This is a genomic window from Amycolatopsis anabasis, assembly GCF_009765355.1.
Classification (GTDB): Bacteria; Actinomycetota; Actinomycetes; order Mycobacteriales; family Pseudonocardiaceae; genus Amycolatopsis; species Amycolatopsis anabasis.
This window is the reverse complement of record NZ_VTHK01000015.1, coordinates 63399-81619: the sequence shown is the minus strand read 5'-3', so window position 1 is coordinate 81619 and position 18221 is coordinate 63399. Positions and strand designations below refer to the sequence as shown.

At 70.9% G+C, this 18221-nt stretch carries 17 protein-coding genes; 7 read left to right on the top strand and 10 right to left on the bottom strand.

Annotated features, from left to right (window positions below):
• Positions 1–2: 2 nt before the first annotated feature.
• The 4 genes from FXO23_RS20880 to FXO23_RS20865 form a co-directional block, all read right to left on the bottom strand.
• A complete protein-coding gene (locus FXO23_RS20880; RefSeq protein ID WP_246257603.1) occupies positions 3–1751 on the bottom strand; it encodes a hydantoinase B/oxoprolinase family protein in 1749 nt (582 codons plus the stop codon).
• Positions 1748–3811, bottom strand: a complete 2064-nt coding sequence (locus FXO23_RS20875) for a hydantoinase/oxoprolinase family protein (RefSeq protein WP_179956825.1) — start codon at positions 3809–3811, stop codon at positions 1748–1750. Before FXO23_RS20875 ends, FXO23_RS20880 begins: the two co-directional genes overlap by 4 nt.
• Positions 3808–5439 carry a thiamine pyrophosphate-binding protein gene (locus FXO23_RS20870; protein ID WP_158887062.1) on the bottom strand — a complete coding sequence of 544 codons (1632 nt, stop codon included), beginning with the start codon at positions 5437–5439 and terminating at the stop codon, positions 3808–3810. Before FXO23_RS20870 ends, FXO23_RS20875 begins: the two co-directional genes overlap by 4 nt.
• A gap of 123 nt (positions 5440–5562) precedes the next feature.
• Positions 5563–6030, bottom strand: a complete 468-nt coding sequence (locus FXO23_RS20865) for a MarR family winged helix-turn-helix transcriptional regulator (protein ID WP_158887061.1) — start codon at positions 6028–6030, stop codon at positions 5563–5565.
• An 81-nt stretch (positions 6031–6111) separates the two neighbouring features.
• Between FXO23_RS20865 and FXO23_RS20860 the strand changes: the two genes are divergently transcribed.
• Positions 6112–6522, top strand: coding sequence for a nitroreductase family deazaflavin-dependent oxidoreductase (locus FXO23_RS20860; protein ID WP_158887060.1), 411 nt, complete (start codon positions 6112–6114; stop codon positions 6520–6522).
• A 12-nt stretch (positions 6523–6534) separates the two neighbouring features.
• On the opposite strand, the gene FXO23_RS20855 is transcribed toward FXO23_RS20860, so the two are convergent.
• Genes FXO23_RS20855 through FXO23_RS20845 form a run of 3 tightly spaced genes read right to left on the bottom strand, consistent with a single transcriptional unit; the run spans position 6535 to position 9320 of the window.
• The gene (locus tag FXO23_RS20855) at positions 6535–7152 is read right to left on the bottom strand and encodes a pyridoxamine 5'-phosphate oxidase family protein (protein ID WP_158887059.1); all 618 of its coding nucleotides are present in this window, start codon (positions 7150–7152) and stop codon (positions 6535–6537) included.
• Positions 7153–7167: 15 nt separating this feature from the next.
• Positions 7168–8322 (bottom strand): NAD(P)/FAD-dependent oxidoreductase, encoded by a 1155-nt coding sequence (locus tag FXO23_RS20850; RefSeq protein WP_158887058.1) that lies wholly within the window; start codon positions 8320–8322, stop codon positions 7168–7170.
• Positions 8319–9320, bottom strand: a complete 1002-nt coding sequence (locus FXO23_RS20845; protein ID WP_158887057.1) for a glutathione S-transferase family protein — start codon at positions 9318–9320, stop codon at positions 8319–8321. Before FXO23_RS20845 ends, FXO23_RS20850 begins: the two co-directional genes overlap by 4 nt.
• An 89-nt stretch (positions 9321–9409) precedes the next feature.
• On the opposite strand from FXO23_RS20845, the gene FXO23_RS20840 reads away from it, so the two are divergent.
• Positions 9410–10777, top strand: coding sequence for a WS/DGAT/MGAT family O-acyltransferase (locus FXO23_RS20840; RefSeq protein WP_158887056.1), 1368 nt, complete (start codon positions 9410–9412; stop codon positions 10775–10777).
• A gap of 447 nt (positions 10778–11224) precedes the next feature.
• Here FXO23_RS20840 and FXO23_RS20835 read toward each other — a convergent pair whose 3' ends face one another.
• Positions 11225–12223: a PQQ-dependent sugar dehydrogenase gene (locus FXO23_RS20835; protein WP_158887055.1), complete on the bottom strand. Its 999-nt coding sequence runs from the start codon at positions 12221–12223 to the stop codon at positions 11225–11227.
• Between the two features lie 328 nt (positions 12224–12551).
• Here FXO23_RS20835 and pqqA point away from each other — a divergent pair, with 328 nt between their 5' ends.
• From pqqA to pqqB, 5 genes are read left to right on the top strand one after another with little or no spacing between them, the layout of a single operon-like run.
• Positions 12552–12650 carry a pyrroloquinoline quinone precursor peptide PqqA gene (pqqA, locus tag FXO23_RS20830; RefSeq protein ID WP_158887054.1) on the top strand — a complete coding sequence of 33 codons (99 nt, stop codon included), beginning with the start codon at positions 12552–12554 and terminating at the stop codon, positions 12648–12650.
• A gap of 60 nt (positions 12651–12710) precedes the next feature.
• A complete protein-coding gene (gene pqqC, locus FXO23_RS20825; protein WP_158887053.1) occupies positions 12711–13412 on the top strand; it encodes a pyrroloquinoline-quinone synthase PqqC in 702 nt (233 codons plus the stop codon).
• Complete coding sequence (pqqD, locus tag FXO23_RS20820) at positions 13409–13681, top strand: pyrroloquinoline quinone biosynthesis peptide chaperone PqqD (protein ID WP_158887052.1); 273 nt, start codon at positions 13409–13411, stop codon at positions 13679–13681. The genes pqqC and pqqD overlap by 4 nt, the downstream gene beginning before the upstream one ends.
• Complete coding sequence (pqqE, locus tag FXO23_RS20815; protein WP_158887051.1) at positions 13672–14751, top strand: pyrroloquinoline quinone biosynthesis protein PqqE; 1080 nt, start codon at positions 13672–13674, stop codon at positions 14749–14751. Before pqqD ends, pqqE begins: the two co-directional genes overlap by 10 nt.
• Entirely contained in the window at positions 14748–15641 is an 894-nt protein-coding gene (gene pqqB, locus FXO23_RS20810) for a pyrroloquinoline quinone biosynthesis protein PqqB (protein ID WP_158887050.1), read from the top strand. Before pqqE ends, pqqB begins: the two co-directional genes overlap by 4 nt.
• Before the next feature lie 134 nt (positions 15642–15775).
• Here the strand turns inward: pqqB and FXO23_RS20805 are convergent, their stop codons facing one another.
• Positions 15776–16750: an aldo/keto reductase gene (locus tag FXO23_RS20805; protein WP_158887049.1), complete on the bottom strand. Its 975-nt coding sequence runs from the start codon at positions 16748–16750 to the stop codon at positions 15776–15778.
• A gap of 59 nt (positions 16751–16809) precedes the next feature.
• Complete coding sequence (locus FXO23_RS20800; protein ID WP_158887048.1) at positions 16810–18219, bottom strand: amidase; 1410 nt, start codon at positions 18217–18219, stop codon at positions 16810–16812.
• Positions 18220–18221: the final 2 nt, after the last annotated feature.

The following is an 18221-nucleotide window of genomic DNA, read 5'->3' as shown; positions in this document are numbered from 1 at the left end:
GCCTACCCCTTCGCTCGAAGTCGCGCGGTCTCTTCATAGTCAACCCGGTAGTCACCGGGCAACCGGACCAGGGCGTCCGGGTGGCCCAGGTAACGCACTTCGACGCCGTAGTGCGCCCGGGCGGCGGCGCGGGTGACGTATCCGGCCACGACGTCGGCGAGCACCGCTGCCGGGTCCCGGGTGAACGGATCGCCGTAGCCACCGCCGCCGGGCAGCACCACGTCGACCTCGTCCCCGTGCCCCAGGGTGACCCGCCGCTTGGCGGGCAGATCGGGTCCACCGGCCAGGCCGAAGCGTCCGGGCGCCCCGGCTCCGCCCCCGTCCGCCCCGGCCGCCGGATGCCAGGTGCGGTCCACGTTTCCGTTGACGCTCCAGGCGAATTCGCTCCGCGCGGCCATGCGGGTGGACTGGCCGAGCCCGCCCCGGTAGCGCCCGGCGCCGCCGGAGTCCGCGCGCAGCACCCGCTCGCGCTGCACGAGCGGCGCCATCGTCTCGATCACTTCCGCCGGGGTCGAGCGCAGCCCGCTGGGGAAGCCGATGGTGTTCAGGCCGTCCTTGGCCGACCGCGCGCCCATGCCCCCGGTCTGGAACACGTTGAGCATGAACTCGCCGCCGGGCGCGCCACCCCGCCAGATGATCATCCACAGCGCGTCGGCGCTGTGCGCCGGACCGGTTCCGCGCAGCGTGCCGATCAGCAGGGACGGCAGGAAGTGCCCGATGAGGTGCCGGGACGCCACCGGGGCGGGCGGGCGGCAGTTCAGCACCGAGCCGGGCGGGGCGGTCACGTGCACCGGCCGGAACGAGCCCGCGTTGTGCGGAACCCCGGGCGCGATCGCCGCCTTGACCGCGAAGGAGGCGTAGGCCCGGGTGTAGTTGAGCACCACGTTGATGCCGTGGCGGCTCTGCGGCGACGATCCCGCGAAGTCGATGTGCAACTCGTCGCCCGCGACGGTCACGGTCGCGTTGAGCACGACCTCTTCGTCCGCGAATCCGTCGGTGCGCAGCTCGCCGGCGCGGACGCCGTCGGGCAGTGCGCGGATCGCGTCCCGCAGCGCGCGTTCCGACCGGTCCATGATCTCCGCGGCGATCGGGTCGATCGAGTCGAGGCCGAACTCGTCCAGCAGCCGCAGCAGGCTCGCCGCGCCGACCTCGTTCCCGGCCACCTGCGCGTAGAGGTCGCCGATGGTCTCCTCGGGGGTGCGCACGTTCGCCCGGATCAGGCGTTCCAGCTCGGTGTCCACCTCGCCCGCGCGGACCCATTTCATGATCGGCAGGCGCAGGCCCTCCTCGTAGACCTCGCTCGCCTCGGCGGAGACCATCCGGCCGCCGATGTCCGGGGCGTGGCAGCAGGACGCGAACCAGGCGACCAGCGCGCCCCGCAGGAAGACCGGGGTGGCCACGGTGATGTCGTTGATCTGGCCCGCGGTCTGCCAGGGATCGTTGGTGAGCAGCACGTCCCCGGGTTCGAGCCGCTCCGGCGGGTACTCGGCGACGAAGTGGCGCATCCCGGTGGCCATCGCGTTGATGTGGCCGGGGGTGCCGCCGATCGACTGCCCGATCATCTCGCCCCGGGAGTCGAACACCGCGCACGCCAGGTCCAGCGATTCCCGGACCACCGACGAGAACGCGGTGTTGACCAGGGCGTTCTGCTGTTCGGTCAGGATCGAGTGCAGCCGGTTGGCGATGACGCCCACCAGGATCGGATCCACCGCGCCGGGCGCCTCCCCGGGAGGAAGCACGTCGGCGCTCACCAGGTCACCACCAGGCTCGCGTCCGCCCGCACCGCGCACCGCGCTCCCGGCGGAACGACCACAGTGGACTCCCGCTCCTCGACGATCGCCGGGCCGTCGATCCGGTCTCCCGGGCGCAGCCGGTACCGGTCGTACACCGCCGTATCGACAAATCTACCTTCGAAGTAGGCGGGCCGGGCGCCCTTGCGCGCGTCCCCGTCCGCCCGGTCCGCGCGGAGTCTCAGGGTCACCTCGGGCGCGGGTCCGCTGGAGACGACCCGCCAGTTGAGCACCTCGACCCCGACCGCCGGGCCCGGCCGCCGGTACCGCTCGCGATAGGCGCCGGTGAACGCGTCCACCAGCGAATCCGGCCAGCGCGCCCCGGCCGCGGCGGGCACCGGCACCCGGACCTCGTGCCCCTGCCCGGCATACCGCATCTCGGCGATCCTGGTGTGCGTGATGCCGCCAGCGTCCACTCCGGACTTCTCCAGCAGGGCCGCGCCCTCGCCCTCCATCTCGGCGAACAGCGCGTCGACCCGCTCCCACGGCAGTTCGCGCAGGCTCGCCCGGGACGAACGCACGAAGTCGAAGGCCAGCGGAGCGGTGAGGAACCCGACCGCGCTCATCACCCCGGCCGCGGGCGGCGCGACGACCTCCCGGGCGCCGAGCGCGCGGGCGACCCCGGCGCCGTGCGCCGGGCCCGCGCCGCCGAAGGTGAACAGCGGCAGCCGGGCCGGGTCCTTGCCGCGTTCGGTGGCGTGCACCCGCGCCGCGTTCGCCATGTCCTCGTTGACGCTCGCGTGGATGCCGTACGCGGCCCGTTCGAGTTCGACCCCGAGCGGTGCGGCGATCCGGCGGGCGATCACCTCGCGGGCGGCTTCGAGGTCCAGTTTCATGGCGCCGCCGAGGAAGTAGCCGGGATCGAGGTAGCCGAGCACCAGATCGGCGTCGGTGACCGTCGGCTCGGTGCCGCCGCGGCCGTAGCAGACCGGGCCGGGTTCCGAGCCCGCGGAATCCGGCCCGACGGTGAGCAGCCCGAGCGGATCGATCCGCGCGATCGAACCGCCGCCGACCCCGATCTCGATCATGTCGGTGACCGGGATCTTCACCGGCAGCCCGGATCCGGGCAGCAGCCGGTACACCCGGTCGACCTCGAACTCGTGCGTCACCAGCGGGGCGCCGCCGGAGATGACGCACAGCTTCGCGGTCGTGCCGCCCATGTCGAAGGCCAGCAGCTCGGTTTCCCCGGCCGCGGCGCCGAACGCGGACGCGGCCAGCGCCCCGCCCGCCGGACCGGATTCCAGGATGCGGATCGGGTACCGCGCGGCGGTGTCCACCGTGGCGATGCCGCCGTGGGACAGCATGATGTGCGGCGCGGGACGCACGCCGCCCCGGTGCACGCGGCGTTCCAGATCGCGCAGGTAGCGCTCGGCGAGGTCCTGCACGTAGACGTTCGCGACCGTGGTCGAGGCCCGTTCGAACTCGCGGATCTCCGGCACGACGTCCGCGGACAGCGCGACCCGCAGGCCCGGCGCGACCCGGGCGAGCACTTCGGCGGCGCGGCGTTCGTGCGCGGGATTGGTGAAGGCGTGCAGGAAGCAGATCGCGACGGCGGTGATGCCGCGCTCGGCCAGTTCCGCGCCGAGCCGGGCGACGAAGTCCTCGTCGAGCGGTTCGGCCACCGTGCCGTCGGCCAGGATCCGCTCCGGGACGTCGAACCGGAGATGCCGCGGCACCAGCGGTTCCGGCAGTTCGAGGTCCAGATCGTAGAGCTCGTAACGGTGTTCGCGGCGCATCTCCAGGACGTCGGAGAACCCGGCGGTGGCCAGCAGCGCGGTGGCCGAACCCTTGCGTTCGATCAGCGCGTTGGTCACCAGCGTGGTGCCGTGCACGAGCTGGGTGACCTCCTCGGCGGCCAGGTCCGCGGCGCGCAGGGTCTCGGTGAGCACCGCCTCGACCGCGCTCGCCGGTTCGGTGTGCGTGGTGAGCACCTTGCCCACGGCCACCACCCCGGTGTCGTCCAGCACGCAGAGATCGGTGAACGTCCCGCCGATGTCCACGCCGATTCGCAACGGTTTCATCGTTCCCCCTTCCGATACCACCGCGGTGAGGTGTTGACCGGCGGGCGCAGCGCCGCGCCGACCACCAGCACCGCGGGTTCCCCAGTGCGCACGAACTCGTCGAGCTTGCCGCGGAACTCCGCCCCGAATCCCTCGACCCGGTGCGCGCGGATGCCGAAACTCCTTGCCAGGGCTGCGAAATCCGGGGTGGTCAGGTTGACACCCCGGTGCGGCAGACCGGCCTGGTCCTGGTCGAAGCGCAGCATCCCGTAGCCGCCGTCGTCGACGATGATCACGGTGAGCGGCAGGCGTTCCTGCGCGAGCGTGGCCAGATCCCCGCAGCCGTAGAGGAAACCGCCGTCACCGCTCACGCAGACGGCCGGCGCGGCGGTCGCGGCGCCGAGCGCGGCGGGGAAGCCGAAGCCGAGCGTGCCCCAGCCCATCGGGTAGGCGAACGTGCGCGGCGCGCGGACGCGGTGGAACCCGCCCGCCCAGTACCCGGCGACGCACATGTCGTTGACCAGCACGGTGTTCTCCGGCAGCGCCGCCAGCGCGGCGAGGAGATCGGCGGCCCCGGGTTCCTCGTCGCGGACGCGCCGCCGGACCCGCTCGTCCAGGAGCTTGAGGCGGGCGGTCAGCTCGGCGAGCCCGGCGCGCGGGGTGAGCCCCTCGGCGAGCCGCTCCGCGGTTTCCCGGGCGTCGCCGAGCAGGAGCCGATCGGGCGGGTAGTTCTTCGCCGCGTCCCGCGCGTCGAGGTTGATCGCGATCAGGGCGGGCGGCGGGGGCATCAGCCAGTTCTGGGTCATCAGGCCGTCGAAGTCGGTGCCGATGCCGAGGACGACGTCGGCTTCGTCCCAGAGCGCGCCGATTTCCGGTGCGTGGACGGGATTCGGCGCGAGGCAGGGGTGTTCCGGGGGCAGCAGGCCGCGGGCGGCGAAGGTGGTGACGACCGGGGCGGCGAGCCGGGTCGCGAGTTCGCCGATCGCCGCGCCCGCGCCTGCGCGCAGGGCGCCGCCGCCCGCCCAGATCAGGGGCCGTGCGGCGTTCGCGAGGACTTCCCGCGCGCGGCCGAGTTCCTCCTCGGTGGGCGAGGGCGGCGGGGCGGGCGGTTCCCGGTCCGGGCCGGGAACCGCCTCCTGGCGCAGGAAGTCGGCGGGAACGCCCAGGTAGACCGGTCCGCTCTGCGGCCGGAGCGCCTCGGCCGCCGCGTGCCGGACCAGGGGCGCCAGCTCCGCCGGACTGTCCACTGTGTACGAAGACTTGGTGATCGGTGCGAAGAGCGCGCGCTGGTCGCTCGTCTCGTGCAGCACGCCGCGGACCACGCCGGGGCGGCGGAGCGCGGCGGGGATGTCGGTGGCGAGGACCAGGACCGGCGAGGCCGAGGCGTGCGCCTCGCCGACCGCGGCGAGGGTGTTCGCGGCGCCCGGGCCGGTGGTCACGACGGCGACGCCGAGCCTCCCGGTCGCGCGGGCGTAGCCGTCCGCGGCGTAGGCGGCGGTCTGTTCGTGGCGCACGCCGACGAGCCGGATCGGGGTGTCGGCGAAGGCCTCCCAGATCGGGAGGTTGTGCACGCCGGGAAGGCCGAAGGCGGTGTCGACGCCGAGTGCGGTGAGGGTGTCGGCGAGGTGGCGGGCTCCGGATGAGGGCACGACCTCCAGGCTATGGATCGTTCAACGATCCGACAAGACCGCCAAATGGGGCAATGGCCGGACCAGAATTGCGACAGACGTGTACAGAATCCGGAATATCAATTCGTTATCGCGGTCGCCGAATTAATCGCAGGAGCCTTCGCAGATCGCGTGTTCGTAGGTCCGGAGCGTGTCGATGAACAGCCGCCGCTGCTCGGGCGTCAACGGCGCCAAGGCGGTCCGCCACGCCCGCGCGCCGTGCGCGAGCCAGCCGTCGACGGCTTCCCGGTGCTCGTCGGCGATGCTCACGATCGTCCGGCGGCGGTCGCCGGGATCCTCGCGCCGCTCGAGCACGCCCTGGCGGCTGAGGTCGCCGACCATCAGGCTCACCGTCGCGGGGGCGACCTCGAGGCGGGCGGCGAGTTCGTTGACGTTCATCGGACCGTCGAACAGCAGGTACGACAGCAGGGAGAGGTGCCGGGGAGCCAGCGAGAAGGACCGGAGCTGTTCGGGGACGGGCAACCGCTTGGCCCGGCCGACCAGGCGCGGCATCAGCAGGAGCATCGTCCGCACCCCCTCGTCGACCGTCGGCCCGCCACCTTCGGTTGACATGCCTGCGCCTCCAAAGTAGCTTTGCTTTCAAAGCAAATGGCTCCGGGTAATCGAGGTTACCCGACGGAGAAGGGGGCCTGAGTGGCCGCGGACTGGAACCAGCAGATCATCGAGGAATTCCGGGCCAACGGGGGCAAGGTCGGCGGTCCGTTCGAGGGCGCCACCCTGCTCCTGCTGACCACGACCGGGGCCAAGAGCGGCGAGCGCCGCGTCAGCCCGGTCGCCTACCTGCGCGACGGCGACCGGCTCGTGATCATCGCGTCCTACGCGGGGAGCCCGAAGAACCCGGCCTGGTACCACAACCTCAAGGCGAATCCCGAGGTCACCGTGGAGATCGGCACCGAGACCCACCAGGCGGTCGCGACCGAGGTGACCGGTGCGGAGCGCGACCGCCTCTACGCCGCCATGGTGGAGGTCATGCCCGGGTTCGCCGAGTACCAGGAGAAGACCACCCGCGTCATCCCGGTCATCACGCTGAAGCTCACCGACTGATTCCGGGGCGGGTCAGGGCGGGTAGAGGCGTTCGGCGTAGGCGGGGCCGTAGTAGGCCTCCAGCTCGGCGAGGGGTTCCTCGGGGCGTTCGAAGGTTTTCGCGATGAGGGCGCGGGCCGGGGCCGCGTCCGGCCGCCAGTTCTCCGGTTTCCACAGCGCGGACCGCAGGAACGCCTTGGCGCAGTGGTAGAAGACCTGTTCGACGTTCACCACGATCGCCACCTTCGGCCGGTGGCCGCGCACCACCATCCGGTCGAAGAACGGCGCGTCGCGCACCAGCCGCGCGCGGCCGTTGATGCGCAGCGTGTCGCCGCGCCCGGCCACCAGGTAGAGCAGGCCCACCCGCGGATTCGCCAGGATGTTCCGGAAACCGTCGGCCCGCTTGTTGCCGGGCCGGTCCGGGATCGCGATCGTGGTGTCGTCGAGCACCGCGGTGAACCCGGGCGGGTCGCCCTTGGGCGACACGTCGCACGAGCCGTCCGCACCGGCCGTCGCGATCAGGCAGAACGACGATTCCGCGAGCCACCGCCGGTCCAGTTCGTGCAGCGTTTTCCGCTCCTTGGCCACGGCGCGCGGCAACGGCGTGCCGATCAGCTCGGCCAGCTCGGCTTCCGAGGTGATTTCCCGCATGCGGCGCCCCCAGATTCAGACGATGTTGTGTTCGGGTTCCGAACTCCTGGTTCCACTGAACCGCCGGACGTCGAGTTCGGCAACGTCGATCTCCGGTTCGCGGCCGAGGTACAGGTCGCGCATGATCGCGCCGACCGCCGGGCCCATCTGGAAGCCGTGCCCGGAAAACCCTGTGGCGTAAAGGAAACGCGAAACGTCGGCGGACTCGCCGAGCACCTGGTTGTGGTCCGGGGTGATTTCGTACAACCCGGCCCAGGCGGTCCGGATGCCCGCGTCGAGGACGGCGGGCGCCCGGCGCTGCGCGAGTTCGGCGAGCCGGGGCAGCCAGTCGCCGGCCCGGTAGCGCTCGTCGAATCCCGGTTCGATCCGCGGATCGGAGAACGACATCGCCAGGCCGTCGCCTTCGCGGTGGAAGTAGAAGGTCGACGGCATCTCGATGGTCAGCGGGATCGACGCGGGCAGCCCGGCGATCGGTCCGGTGAACACGACCTGGCGGCGGTACGGCTCGACCGGCAGGCCGACCCCCGCGAGTTCGCCGATCCGCCGCGACCACGCGCCCGCGGCGCACAGCACGGCGCCGGTGCGCACGTTCCCCGCGCTGGTGCGCACGCCGGTGATCGTGTCGCCGTCCCGGGTGACGCCTTCGACCTCGACCCGCTGGCACAGGGTCGCGCCGTGCCGCCGGGCGGCCCGCGCGTAGCCCTGCACGGCCGAGTCCGGGGTGGCCTTCGCGTCGTCCGGCGACCACAGCGCGGCGACCAGCCCGGCGGTGTCGATCAGCGGCGACACCCGTCGCGCCTCGGCGGGTTCGACCAGCCTGCTGCGCACCCCGTAGGAGTTCTGCAGCGCGACCCCGCGTTCGAAGGCGGGCAGATCGGCCGGATCGGTGATCAGGTACAGGTATCCGTCCCGCCGGAAGTCGATCTCCTGGCCGAACCGGCTCGCGAAGCCCTCGAACTCGGCCAGCCCGCGCAATCCGAGTTCGATGTTGACCCGGCTGGTGAAGGAGGACCGGATGCCCCCGGCCGCCTTCGCGGTCGATCCGGCGCCGAACGCGCCCCGCTCCAGGAGCAGCACGTCGACGCCCGCCTCGGCGAGGTGGAAGGCGCAGCTGACGCCGATGATCCCGCCGCCGACGATCACGATGTCGGCGTGGCCGGGGAGGGTCACCACTGCGGGGGCACCGCTTCGGCGTCCGGCGGCGGGCCGGGCGGGGTTCCGTCGCCGAACGGCCGGCCGCCGAGCGCTTCGCGCCCGTGCGGGGTCGCCCACCGCGAGAGATCGGGGCCGTTCGGGACGATCCGCGTCGGGTTGACCTGCTCGTGCACCTGGTAGTAGTGCCGTTTGATGTGGTCGAAATCGACCGTGTCGCCGAAACCGGGCGTCTGGAAAAGGTCCCGCGCATACGCCCAGAGCACCGGCATTTCCGCGAGCTTTTCCCGGTTGCACTTGAAATGCCCGTGGTAGACCGGGTCGAAGCGGACGAGCGTGGTGAACAGGCGGATATCGGCTTCGGTGATCGTGTCGCCGACGAGGTAGCGCTGGTTCGCCAACCGGGCGGACAGTTCGTCGAGTTTCGCGAACAGGCGGGCGTAGGCGTCGTCGTAGGCGGACTGCTTGGACGCGAATCCGGCTTCGTAGACGGCGGCGTTCACGTCGGCGTGCACGCCCCGGTTCACCTCGTCGATCTCGTCGCGCAGCCGCTCCGGGTACAGGTCGGGCGCCCCGGCGCGCTGGTGCGCGGTCCATTCGGTGGCGAAGTCGAGGGTGATCCGCGGGTAGTCGTTGGTGACGAGCTTGCCGCTGGGCACGTCCACCACCGCGGGGACGCTGATGCCGCCGGTGTAGTCCGGATCGGCGGCGTGGTAGGCCTCGGCCAGGTAGCGGATGCCGAGCACGGGATCGCGGCCGTCCGGGTCGAGGGTGAACCGCCAGCTCTTCTCGTCCTGGATCGGGTCGGCGATCGCCAGCGGGATCGCCGACTCCAGGCCGAGCAGGCGGCGCGTGATCACCCCGCGGCTCGCCCACGGGCAGGCCCTGCTGATCACCAGCCGGTAGCGGCCGGGCTCGACCGGCCAGCCGTCGCGGCCGTCGGCGGTGATGCGGGCGGCGAAATGATTGGGAGCCCGGACGAACTCGCCCGTCTCGGGGTCGGTCGGGATCGTCATGCCACCCACCCTAGAGCCTTATTTACCGGGCGGCATTATGCGTACACTCGGCGCTCTCGGCGCGTTCGCGGAAGGAGAGGTGGTCGGAAATGCCGTTGATGCCAGTGACCGACTCGATGTTCCTCCTCGTGGAGTCCCGTGAGCATCCGATGCACGTGGGCGGGCTGCAGCTGTTCGAGAAACCCGAGGGCGCGGGGCCGGACTATCTGAGCGATCTCCGGCGGGAACTGATCCAGGGCGAGAACATCCGCGATCTCTTCCGGCGCCGGCCGACCCCGCCGGTGAACACGATGGGTCACCTCGCCTGGTCGACCGATCAGAATCTGGAACTGGACTACCACTTCCGGCATTCGGCGTTGCCGCAGCCGGGCCGGATCCGCGAACTGCTGGAGCTGGCCTCGCGCTGGCACAGCACCCTGCTCGACCGGCACCGTCCACTGTGGGAGATCCATCTGGTGGAGGGCCTGCGGGACGACCGGTTCGCGATGTACAGCAAGATCCACCACGCCCTGCTGGACGGGGTGTCGGCGTTGAAACACATGCAGGGCACGCTCAGTGACGATCCGGCGGACCGGGACTGCCCGCCGCCGTGGGGATCGCGCCACCCGCGGAACGGCAAGCGGAACGGCCGGGCGCCGCTCAGCGTCTTCGGGACCGCGCGCCGGACGTTCGGCCAGCTCGCCGGGATCGCCCCGGCCGCGTTCCGGGTCGCGAACGAGGCGTTCCGGGAACACACGCTCACCCTGCCGATGCAGGCGCCGAAGACCATGCTGAACGTGCCGATCGGCGGCGCGCGCCGGTTCGCCGCGCAGTCGTGGCCGCTGGACCGGGTCCGCGCGATCGCCACGAACGCCGGGGTGTCGCGCAACGACGTGGTGCTCGCGATGTGCTCCGGCGCGCTGCGCGACTACCTGATCGAGCAGCGCGCCCTGCCCGACGAGCCCCTGGTCGCGATGGTGCCGGTGTCCATGCGCAACCGCGCGGACGCGGCGGAGGCGGCCGGGAACAACATCGGCGCGGTGCTGTGCAACCTGGGCACGCACAAACCGGATCCGGGCGAACGGCTCGCGGTGATCCACCGGTCGATGCGCGACGCCAAGCGGATCTTCAAGGAGCTGACCCCGTTGCAGGCGTTGCTGCTGTCCGGGATCAACGTGGCCCAGCTCGGCATCTCGCCGATCCCCGGGGTGGTGGCGAACACCCGCCCGCCGTTCAACATCGTCATCTCGAACGTGCCGGGCCCGCGCAAGCAGTTGTACTGGAACGGCGCGAAACTCGACGGGATCTACCCGGCGTCGGTCCTGCTCGACGGCCAGGCCCTCAACATCACCCTCACCAACAACGCCGGCAACCTGGACTTCGGCGTCACCGGCTGCCGCCGCAGCGTCCCGCACCTGCAACGCATCCTCACCCACCTGGACACCGCCCTGGCCGAACTCGAATTCGCCACCCGGTAACGGACCCCGGAAAGTGCCGCCACTTTCGGCATCCCCGCACCGAAGGCCACATTTGACACCCGCCAACTCCCGAAACGGGGAACTCGGGCTACCGAAACGGGGAACACACCCGACCAAAACGGGGAACTCGCGACAACCCAACCCCGCCCACGCCCCCGCCCCCGCCCCCGCCCCCGCCCCCGAAACTGTCAGCCCCCCGAACTACCGTTGATTCCGGGGGCTCCCAGCAACGCGAAGGACCCATTCGGGACATGGTGCCCCGAAACTGTCGGTCCTCCGCGTTACTGTTGATTCAAGGGGTTCCCCCTAGCGGTGTGAAGGGCGCGTTCGGGGCATCGGTGGGTGTCGCGGGTGGTCGGCGGGGCGGTCCCGGGGTGGTCCAGGGGCGGGGCCGTCCGGGTGGCCCAGGGGTGGGCGGGTGGGGTCAGTTGCCGTCGGCTGGATGGGTCAGTTGCCGTCGGCGGTGTGGATGGCGCTCGGGGTGACCACCCAGAGTTGGCCGTCGGGGCCCGCGACCTCGTCCCGGGTGCGGCCGAGCTGGGTGTAGATCTTGCCGCCGCTGCCGTTGGTGTCCAGTTTGTACGTTCCGCCCTTGAGTGCGGCCATGTACAGCTTGCCCTGGTAGAACGCGATTCCGCTCGGGGTCGCCGAGGACGTCGGCCACTGCTTGACCGGATTGGTCATCCCCGCGACATCGCAGTTGCCCTCGCATTTGGGCCAGCCGTAGTTCTTCCCCGCGTCGATCTTGTTCAGCTCGTCGTAGGTGCTCTCCCCGATCTCGGAGCTGTAGAGCTGGTCGCCGACCCAGGTCAGCCCCTGCACATTGCGGTGGCCGTAGGAGTAGACGGCGTTGCCGAACGGGTTGCCGGGCGCGGGCTTGCCGTCGGCGGTGATCCGCAGGATCTTGCCGCCGAGCGAATTCTTGTTCTGCGCGTTGGCGCTGTTCTTCGCGTCGCCGGTGCCCGCGTAGAGGTACCCGTCCGGGCCGAACTTGATCCGCCCGCCCTGGTGGTACTGGGCGCCCCGCGGGATCCCGGTGAGGATCGGCTGGGGCGTCTCGCCCAGCTTCAGCTTCGCGATCCGGTTGTCGGAGCCGCTGGTGTAGTAGATGAAGACGGTCTGGTCCTGGGCGTACTTCGGGGACACGGCGAGCCCGAGCAGCCCGGCCTCCTTGGTCACGCTGACCCCGGGGACCGTCTGGACGTCGGAAACCTTGCCCGCCTTGTCGATCTTGCGAATCTTCTTGGAATCCTTCTCGGTGAACAGGGCCGTTCCGTCGGGGAGGAAATCGACCGCCCAGGCTTCCTTGAGCCCACCGGCGACCTGTTTGATCGCCATCGCGGTGACATCGGACGGGACCTGTTCACTCGCCGTGGCCGTACCGGTGGCGACCACCACGGCCAGCGCGGACGCGGCGGCGAGGACGAGGCTGCGACGTGGGGACATCTCTGTGGGCCTCCTTCGAGCTGACGGGGAGCTTCAGGCGGCGGAGGCGGGGATACACCCACCCGGACGCATACAAGCACGGAAGGTAGCGGACAGGGCACCACCAATCGGGTGCCAGAAAGCGCATACATCAGATGTATGTGAGATACAATAGGTAACCCTCTTTACAAAGGGGTTCGGCCAGCAAGGCGACGTACGGTGGATAACCCCGTTTCATACCTGTCAGCTATGGCGTCCGATGGGGCAAGGCTCCTACTGTCGTCATGCCCCCATGGGCTCGCAGGTAGACGGTCCAGCGCTCGACCGTCATTGATCCGAGGAGTGCACTATGGAAAACACTACCCAGTGCGAGGTCTGGACCACACCGGACTTCGTCGAGTACGAAACACCGATGGAAGTGACCGCGTACGCGGCTCGCATGGAGTGAATCCTGCGACCGGCGGGGATCGGGCACCCCGATCCCCGCCGCCACCAGTGGAGGCAGCGCATGAACCCGCCCGTCCGCCCCCTGAACGAAACCGAGTTCGTCGCCGCGTTGCGCGGACTCTCCCACCGGTACTGGGGAACCCATCCGTTCCACCACCGCCTCCACGACGGCAGCCTCAGCGAGCACGAACTGAAGATGTGGGCCGCCAACCGCTGGTACTACCAGCGCATGCTGCCGCAGAAGGACGCCGCGATCATCGCCAACTGCCCGGTGCCCGAGGTGCGCCGGGCCTGGATCGACCGGATCCACTACCACGACGGCCGCGACGGGGACGAGGGCGGAACCCGGCGCTGGCTGCGGCTGTGCGAGGCGGTGGGGCTCGACCCCGATGAGGTCCTCGACGAACGGCATGTCGCGCCCGGGGTCCGGTTCGCGGTCGACGCGTATGTCACCTTCGCCCGCACCAGACCCTGGGTGGAGGCGGTCGCCTCCGGGCTGACCGAGATGTTCGCCGGGCACCTGATGCGCCGCCGGGTCAGCGACATGCTCGCCCGCTATCCGTGGATCCGCGCCGAGGACCTGGCCTACTTCACCAACCGGATCGACGCGGTCTCCGGCGAAGGAAAGTCCACAGTGGACATCGTCGTGCGGTACTCGGTGACGCGGGAGCAACAGGACGCCGCGGTGGCGGCGCTGTCGTTCAAATGCGACGTGCTGTGGTCGATGCTGGACGCGATCGAACGGGCGGCGAGCAAACAATGACCGCCCCCGGCACGGACGCGAAACCCCGGCTGTGCCACGGTGTGCGGCTGACCTACGACCACGTCCGGGAAACGCACGTCCTGCTGTTCCCGGAAGGTGTGCTGGTGCCCAACGCGACGGCCGCGGCCGTCCTGGAACTGTGCGACGGCGAGGCGACCGTCGAGCGGATCACGGCCGCGCTCGGCGCCCGCTACACCGGGGTGCGCGGGCAGGACGTGCTCGACGTGCTGGCCCGCCTCGCCGACCGACGGGTGGTGGAATGGACGTGACAACCCAACCTCCGCTGGGCTTGCTGGCCGAGCTGACCCATCGCTGCCCGTTGCACTGCCCGTACTGCTCGAACCCGGTCGAACTCGCCGCGCGCGACGTCGAACTCGGCACCGCGGAATGGCGTTCCGTATTCGACCAGGCCCGCGAACTCGGGGTGCTGCAAGTACATCTGTCCGGCGGCGAGCCCCTGGCCCGGCCGGACCTGCCCGAACTCGTCGACCACACGACGCGGCTGGGCTGCTACGTCAACCTGGTCACCAGCGGGCTCGGCCTGACCGCGCCGCGACTGGCCGATCTCGTCGACCGCGGCCTCGCGCACGTGCAACTCTCGGTCCAGGCCGCGGATTCCGCGCGCGCGAACCTGATCGCCGGGACGCGGGCCCACGACCACAAGCTCGCCGCGGCCCGGGTGATCAAGGAATCCGGATTGCCGCTGAGCGTGAACGTGGTGCTGCACCGGGCGAACCACGACCAGCTGGCCGAGATCATCGCGCTGGCCGAACGCCTGGGCGCCGACCGGCTCGAACTGGCCAACACCCAGTACTACGGCTGGGCGCTGCGCAACCGCGCGGCGCTGATGCCGACCCGCGAGCAACTCGCCGCGGCCGAACCGATCGTCCGCGCCGAGACCGCGCGGCTGCGCGGGCGGATGGAGATCATCTACGTGGTCGCCGACTACTACGAGCCCTACCCGAAACCGTGCATGTACGGCTGGGGCGCGCGGCAGCTGACCGTCGCGCCGGACGGGACCGTGCTCCCCTGCCCGGCGGCGAGCGCGATCGACACGCTGACCCTGGACACCGTGCGGCGGCGGCCGCTTGCCGAGATCTGGTACGAGTCCGATTCCTTCAACGCGTTCCGGGGCGAGGACTGGATGCCCGCGCCGTGCCGCACCTGCGACCGCCGGACCGTCGACTTCGGCGGCTGCCGGTGCCAGGCGTTCCTGCTCACCGGGGACGCCGCGGCGACCGATCCGATCTGCTCGCTGTCCCCGCACCGCGCACTGGTGGACGCCGTCCTCGCCGAACCGGCCGGTTCGCCGGAATTCGTCATGCGCGGCGCGCGATGAGGGCGGTACTGCTCGGCACGGCGGCCGGCGGCGGCTTCCCGCAGTGGAACTGCGCCTGCGCCCGGTGTGTCTCCGGCGCCCCGCCGCGTGCCCAGGACTGCCTGGCCGTCAGCGCGGACGGCCAGGCCTGGTACCTGGTCAACGCCGCACCCGACCTCCGCGCGCAGATCCTGGCCACGCCCGAACTCGCCGCGGGCCCGGGCCCGCGGGACACCCCGATCCGCGGCGCCCTGCTCACCGACGCCGAGCTGGACCACACGCTCGGCCTGCTCCTGCTGCGCGGCGCCGCCGGGCTACGGGTGTGGGCCCCGAAAGCCGTCCTGCACGCGGTGCGCGACGAGTTCCCCCTGCGCGAGATCGTCGACGCGTACGGCGCCTGGGACTGGCTGCCCGTGGAGTCCGAAGTGGACATTGGCGATCTCCGCGTCAGCGTGCTGCCGGTCAGCGACAAGCATCCCAAGTACGCCGCCACGTCCACAGTGGACGGACCGTGGGTGGTCGCGTACCGGATCGAAGACCCGGCGACCGGTGGTGTGCTCGTCTACGCGCCCTGCCTGGCGGACTGGCCACCCGGTTTCGACGAGTTCGCGTCGGGCGCGAGTTACGCGCTGATCGACGGAACCTTCTACGCCGCGGCGGAAATGTCCGGCGCGACCCGGTCGGGAGTGGCCGACGGCGTCCAGCACGCCATGGGTCACCTCCCGATCGCCGGTGACCACGGCAGCCTGGCCCGCATCCGGCGCGCACTGCCCGGCCACCGCGGAGTCCGCTGGGCCTACACCCACCTCAACAACACCAATCCCCTGGTGGATCCCGCCACCCCGGAACACGCCGAGGTGCTCACCTTCAATATCGACCTCCCTCCTGATGGCACCCGCCTCGACCTCTGACCCGTGATCGGGCGGGGCCGATTCCCCGCACCACCACGAGTGAATCGGGTTGCCGCGAGCACCGCAAGGAGTCGGCGTCGTGAAGGACTCCTTCGGGTCGCCAGGCGTCCCGAAGGAGTCCTTCACGACACCCGCTACGCGACGCCTTCCGGGCTCGCGCCGTCAACCTGGACGCCCTGCGCGGTGATCCGCTCGATCTCGGTGACGTCCTCGGCGGAGAGGTCCAGTTCGGCGGCCGCCAGGCTGTCCTCGATGTTCTTCGGCTTGCGCGCGCCGACGATCGCCACGTGCACCCCCGGTTTCGCCAGCGTCCACGCGATCGCCAGCTGGCTGACCGTCGCGTTCCTGGCCGCGGCGAAAGATTTCAGCTCGTCCACGACCGCCACGTTGCGCCGCAGGCTCTCGCCCTGGAACGCGGTCGCCTTGGACCGCCAGTCACTCGGCTCGAACGTGCTCTCCGGCGTGAGCGCGCCGGTCAGCAGCCCGCTGCCGAGCGGGCTGTACACCAGCACCCCGATGTTGTGTTCCCGCGCATACGGCAGCGGGTCGTCTTCGATGGCCCGGCGGAACAGGTGGTACGGCGGTTGCAGCGTCTCCACCGGCCGGGTCCGGTCGAAGTCGGCGAGCTGCGCGGCGTTGTAGTTCGACACGCCCACGTGCCGGATCTTGCCTTCGTCGACGAGCTCCTGCAGCGCGTTCGCGGTCTCCTCGGCCGGGGTGTCCACGTCGGGCCAGTGCACCTGGTAGAGGTCGATGTGGTCCAGCTCGAGGTAGCGCAGGCTCTCCTCGACGCCCTTGCGCAGGTAGGCGCGGCCCGCGTCGCGCGGCCGCTCCCCGCCGGGGTCGATCCCGCCCTTGGTGGCGATCACCAGGCTGTCCCGGTCGCGCTTGAGCTCGTCCCGCAACGCCTTGCCCAGCAACGCCTCGGACTTGCCGAAGCCGTAGGCCTGCGCGGTGTCGAAGAAGTTCACGCCGAGTTCGCGCGCGTGCCGGATGGCGCCGATCGCCGTTTCCTCGTCGAACGAGCCCCAGTCGCCACCGAGCTGCCAGGTCCCGAAGGCGATCCTCGATACGTCCAGTCCGCTCTTGCCCAAAGTCGTCCTACGCATGGTTCCAGCAGATCACATGTGCTGGATCGATGCATCGTGGAGTAACTCCAGCTGCCGGGTCAGCGCGAACCGGCGGGGCGGTCGGTGGGCCACGGGCGGATCTCCTCGACCAGTTTGGCCACCGCGAGCACCAGATCGTCCGAGTGCCGGGGACCGACGATCTGCAGGCCGACCGGCAGCCCGCTCGCCGTGACCCCGGCCGGAACGCTGATCGCCGGCTGTTGCGTCATGTTGAACGGGTAGGTGAACGGGGTCCACTCCGGCCAGCCCTTCAGCCCGCTGTCCACCGGCACCTCGTGCCCGGCCTCGAACGGCGGGATCGGGACGGTCGGGGTGAGCAGCACGTCGTGGCGGGTGTGGAACTCGCCCATCTGGATGCCCAGCGCGGCGCGTTCGGCGTTCGCCGCGAGGTACTCGCCCGCGGAGTAGGTCCGCCCTTCCGCCCACACCCGGCGCAGGCCCGGATCGACCTGCTCGGCGGCTTCGGCCGGGAAGGTGTCCAGCCACTTCGCCGCGCCGGTCGACCAGAGCACGTCGAAGGCTTCCTTCGGGGCCGCGAAACCGGGGTCGGTCTCCTCGATGTGCAGCCCGGCCTCGCCGAGCGCGGCGACCACCGACGCGACGATCCCGGCGACCTCCGGATCGACGTGCACGTAGCCGAGCGTCGGCGAGTACGCGGCGTTGAGGCCGCGCACATCCCGGCGCACCGCTTCCCGGAACGGGCTCAGGTTCGGCGGGAGGGCGCTCGGATCCCGGTAGTCGGGCAGCGCCAGCACATCCAGCATCAGGGCCACGTCGTCCACCGACCGCGCCATCGGCCCCGCGTGCGAGAGCGGGCCGAACGGGCTGGCCGGGAACAGCGGGATCCGGCCGTGCGTCGGTTTGAACCCGACGATCCCGCAGAACGACGCGGGGATCCGGACCGAACCGCCGCCGTCCGTGCCCACGGAGAGCTCGCCCATCCCGGCGGCCACCGCGGCCGCGCTGCCGCCGCTGGACCCGCCCGCCGTCTTCGACGGATCCCACGGGTTCCGGGTGATCCCGGTCAGCGGGCTGTCGGTCACGCCCTTCCAGGCGAGTTCCGGGGTGGTGGTCTTGCCGAGGAACACCAGGCCGTTCTCCCGCAGGCGCGCGGTCACCGGGCTGTCGACGTCCCACGGCTGCTCCGGATCGATCGCCCGGGAACCCCGCAGGGTGGGCCAGCCCTGGGTGAGGAACATGTCCTTGATCGAGGTCGGCACCCCGTCCAGCCAGCCGATCGGATTGCCCTCACGCCACCGGATCTCCGACGCGCGGGCCTGTTCGAGCGCCACCTCGGGGTCGACCAGGCAGTAGGCGTTGCATTCGCCGTCGCGGTCCTCGATCGCCTGCAGCGCGGCCCGGGTCGCTTCCACCGGGGACAACTCGCCGGTGGAATACGCCGCGACGAGCTCGCTCGCCGTCAGCAGGGTGCCCGTGTTCACGGCCATGT

Excerpts from the sequence above, each read along its gene's own strand:
- FXO23_RS20875 (WP_179956825.1), bottom strand. The coding sequence starts at position 3,811 with ATGAAACCGTTGCGAATCGGCGTGGACATCGGCGGGACGTTCACCGAT.
- FXO23_RS20865 (WP_158887061.1), bottom strand. The coding sequence starts at position 6,030 with ATGTCAACCGAAGGTGGCGGGCCGACGGTCGACGAGGGGGTGCGGACG.
- FXO23_RS20855 (WP_158887059.1), bottom strand. The coding sequence starts at position 7,152 with ATGCGGGAAATCACCTCGGAAGCCGAGCTGGCCGAGCTGATCGGCACG.
- FXO23_RS20845 (WP_158887057.1), bottom strand. The coding sequence starts at position 9,320 with ATGACGATCCCGACCGACCCCGAGACGGGCGAGTTCGTCCGGGCTCCC.
- FXO23_RS20840 (WP_158887056.1), top strand. The coding sequence starts at position 9,410 with ATGCCGTTGATGCCAGTGACCGACTCGATGTTCCTCCTCGTGGAGTCC.
- FXO23_RS20835 (WP_158887055.1), bottom strand. The coding sequence starts at position 12,223 with ATGTCCCCACGTCGCAGCCTCGTCCTCGCCGCCGCGTCCGCGCTGGCC.
- pqqA (WP_158887054.1), top strand. The coding sequence starts at position 12,552 with ATGGAAAACACTACCCAGTGCGAGGTCTGGACCACACCGGACTTCGTC.
- pqqC (WP_158887053.1), top strand. The coding sequence starts at position 12,711 with ATGAACCCGCCCGTCCGCCCCCTGAACGAAACCGAGTTCGTCGCCGCG.
- pqqD (WP_158887052.1), top strand. The coding sequence starts at position 13,409 with ATGACCGCCCCCGGCACGGACGCGAAACCCCGGCTGTGCCACGGTGTG.
- pqqE (WP_158887051.1), top strand. The coding sequence starts at position 13,672 with ATGGACGTGACAACCCAACCTCCGCTGGGCTTGCTGGCCGAGCTGACC.
- pqqB (WP_158887050.1), top strand. The coding sequence starts at position 14,748 with ATGAGGGCGGTACTGCTCGGCACGGCGGCCGGCGGCGGCTTCCCGCAG.
- FXO23_RS20805 (WP_158887049.1), bottom strand. The coding sequence starts at position 16,750 with ATGCGTAGGACGACTTTGGGCAAGAGCGGACTGGACGTATCGAGGATC.
- FXO23_RS20800 (WP_158887048.1), bottom strand. The coding sequence starts at position 18,219 with ATGGCCGTGAACACGGGCACCCTGCTGACGGCGAGCGAGCTCGTCGCG.